The 2,925-nt window shown below is 66.1% G+C and carries 4 protein-coding genes; all 4 read right to left on the bottom strand.

All coding sequences use genetic code 11. The annotated features are described in order from the left end of the window. Window positions 1–405: 405 nt before the first annotated feature. Entirely contained in the window at window positions 406–894 is a 489-nt protein-coding gene (locus L979_RS13665) for a (deoxy)nucleoside triphosphate pyrophosphohydrolase (protein WP_231559555.1), read from the bottom strand. A gap of 80 nt (window positions 895–974) precedes the next feature. Beyond that, entirely contained in the window at window positions 975–1,940 is a 966-nt protein-coding gene (locus L979_RS13660; RefSeq protein ID WP_047692787.1) for an RNA methyltransferase, read from the bottom strand. A 23-nt stretch (window positions 1,941–1,963) separates the two neighbouring features. Further along, window positions 1,964–2,350 carry a 50S ribosomal protein L20 gene (rplT, locus tag L979_RS13655; RefSeq protein ID WP_047692785.1) on the bottom strand — a complete coding sequence of 129 codons (387 nt, stop codon included), beginning with the start codon at window positions 2,348–2,350 and terminating at the stop codon, window positions 1,964–1,966. Between the two features lie 105 nt (window positions 2,351–2,455). Beyond that, window positions 2,456–2,650: a 50S ribosomal protein L35 gene (gene rpmI / locus L979_RS13650; RefSeq protein WP_047692783.1), complete on the bottom strand. Its 195-nt coding sequence runs from the start codon at window positions 2,648–2,650 to the stop codon at window positions 2,456–2,458. Window positions 2,651–2,925: the final 275 nt, after the last annotated feature.

The following is a 2,925-nucleotide window of genomic DNA, read 5'->3' as shown; positions in this document are numbered from 1 at the left end:
CCTCCAGCGCCCGCAGGATCCGCATCCGCCTGCCCGAGACCTGGCCCTGGCAACAGGGATTCGAGCGGCTCTTCACCGCCGTCCACCCGCCACCGCAACCGGCATAACCACCCGACCACCCGCCGGGCATCGGCACAACCGAAAGAACATCAGTGGAACACCACCGGTAGCGAGGCCGGCCACCACGTCACGCCAAAAAACGGCTCAGTGCCGATCCGGGATATCGGCCGCCGGCCCGAACCTGAGTCGGTGGATCGAGGCTTAGCCAGGGTGCGCCGGCGTCGTCGTTACACCCCGCCCCAACCCGCCCCGGGAGATCACCACCAAGTGATGAGATGACACCCCGTTGCCGGTGATCTCAGCAATTAGCGGTGATGTCACGGCCGGTAGTGCGGAGGACGCGCCTCAGCGGTACAGCGCCAACAGCGCTTCCACGATCGGGCGGTCCGCCGGGATCCATTCGAGGTCCCGGGCGGCCTGTCCGGCGTCTTCCATGGGGATCCAGCGCAACTCAAGGTGGTCGGCGCCGTCGTACTGGTGGCCAAGCATCAGCTCACCGTCCACCACGGTGGCGGTCCAAACCCGCATGGCTGCGGAATCCTTCAACGGCCAGCCTTGCGGGTGTGGCCCCGGGATCTCCTGGTGAAGTCGAAGGTCAACGTCGAGTTCCTCGGCGCACTCGCGGATCAGGGCGTCCTGGCAGGTGGCGTCTTCCGGGTCGGCCTTCCCGCCCGGGAACTCCCACATGCCGCGCAGGGTCTCCGGGTAGGCGCGCTGAGCGGCCAGGAAACGGGCGGGGTTCTCAGGGTCGTCCAGGACGGCGGCCCCCACAACTTGGGTACGGAACACGTGGTCCTGCGGATAAGACTCGGGACTGTCACTTTCGGCGGTCACCGGATCAGCGTAACCCGCCTGTGAATCTGTTTCACATTGTGCAGCTTCACGCACCGAACGACGACGGCGCCCGCCCACCCTCAGCGCCGTTGCGCTCTGGCGGAGGCGTAGAGGCACAGGGTTGCAGCTGTGCCCACGTTGAGGGACTCGGCGCGACCGTACAACGGGACCGCCACGCGGTGCGCTGCTGCCTGCTTCTCCGTGTCTGAGAGGCCCTGTGCCTCATTTCCGAACAACCACACGGTGGGTGTTGCCAGGTCACAGGCAACCGATGCGCCGGTCAATGGGGCATCCTGGAGCTCATCCAGGTTCAGCGCGGCATATCCGTCGGCGGCCAACATTTGCGCTCCCACGGCTCCAGCCGCGCGCACCAGATCGGTGAACTCCACCTGGGTGAGGACCGGCAGGTGAAACAGGGAACCTGCAGTGGAGCGCACGGTCTTGGGGTTGTGCAGATCCACGGAGCCACTGGTCAGGATCACGGCATCGGCACCGGCGGCATCAGCGGCGCGGATGATGGTTCCGGCGTTGCCCGGGTCCTGAACGCGGCACAGGGCTGCAGTCAGTCGTGCCGGCCCGTGGGGGTTGGTCTCACCCGCAGGCCCCAGTACGTCGGCCATAGACACCGTGGGAATCCGACACACCGCCACGGCCCCCTGCGGGGTCTGGGCGTCGGAGATGACCTTCAGGACCTCGTCAGTCACCAGGCGGATGAACACTCTGTGCGGCCCCGCGCCGTCCGCCACGGCCTCAACCAACTGGGCGATGTCCGGGTGACGATCCAGGCAGGATTCCGTCACGTAGAGCGCATCCAGGACAGGCAACAGGGCTGAGGATGCCCCACGGGGCGTCGTCGTCGCGGGGACCTGGAAAGATCCCAAGGCAACGTGCGTGGACAAGGCCTCCCGCACGTTCTGCGGCCCCTCCGCCAGGAACAAACCCTGTTTGGAACGCGCAGAACGCCTCGCCAAACCCGCAACTGTCCTGACCCGATCGGCTCGGGGGTTGGACAGCAAGGATTCGGCGAGGCGTTCCGAAATGCTCACGTCAGTGCGCGTCTGAGGGTGACTCAGGCGGCGTCGCGCGGAGCGGAGGTGTCAGCCGGCAGAGCGTTCTTGGCAACCTCAACCAGCGCCACAAAGGCAGCGTTGTCGTTGACGGCCAGCTCGGCCAGCATGCGACGGTCAACCTCAACCTCAGCCAGCTTCAGGCCCTGGATGAAACGGTTGTAGGTCAGGCCGTTGGCGCGAGCAGCAGCGTTGATGCGCTGGATCCACAGGCGACGGAAGTCACCCTTGCGGGCGCGGCGGTGATCGTAGTTGTAAACGTACGAGTGGATGACCTGTTCCTTGGCCTTGCGGTACAGGCGCGAGCGCTGTCCGCGGTAGCCGGAGGCGGCTTCCAGGGTGGTCCGACGCTTCTTGTGGGCGTTTACCGCCCGCTTCACACGTGCCACGTGTGTACTCCTTACGGTCTTGCTCCCGGTTCAACGCGGGAACGGCTTACAAGTTTTGGGGTGCGGAGCTGAACATCAGCCCGCCAAGTGCTCAATGAGCCAGGGTCACTTGCCCAGCATCTTCTTGACAACCTTGGCCTCACCGGGGGTGACGATCTTGTCACCGGCCAGGCGGCGGGTCAGTCGCGAGGACTTGTGCTCCAGGTAGTGGCGGCGGTTGGCCTGCTGACGCTTGACCTTGCCCGAACCCGTGATCTTGAAGCGCTTCTTGGCACCCGAGTGGGTCTTCATCTTCGGCATGTCGGCCGTCTCCTTGTTTCTCTCACCGCGGTCGCGGTGCGTCACCGTCCTGGTGACCTGGTCTGCGCTGTGCCGCGCTGGGGTTGCGCGGCACAGCCCTTAGGTGCTCGTTCTGCTCGATCCCTGGCGGGTTCAGCAGGTGAGTCGGGTCAGCCCTTGCTCGGACCCGGCTTGGGGCCGGGCTTGGGAGTTGCGCCGGGCTTCGGCGCGGGGCTTGCGGAACCGCCCGGTTTGGGGGCTGCTCCTGGCTTGGGTGCCGCACCGGTTGCGGCGGG

It is taken from the genome of Kocuria sp. ZOR0020, from assembly GCF_000800955.1.
Classification (GTDB): Bacteria; Actinomycetota; Actinomycetes; order Actinomycetales; family Micrococcaceae; genus Kocuria; species Kocuria subflava.
Note: the sequence above shows the minus strand (reverse complement) of the source record. Positions and strands in the feature narration are given on the sequence as shown.

Bases quoted from the DNA above. Each gene is read 5' to 3' on its own strand.
- rpmI (WP_047692783.1), bottom strand. From the start codon at position 2,650: ATGCCGAAGATGAAGACCCACTCGGGTGCCAAGAAGCGCTTCAAGATC.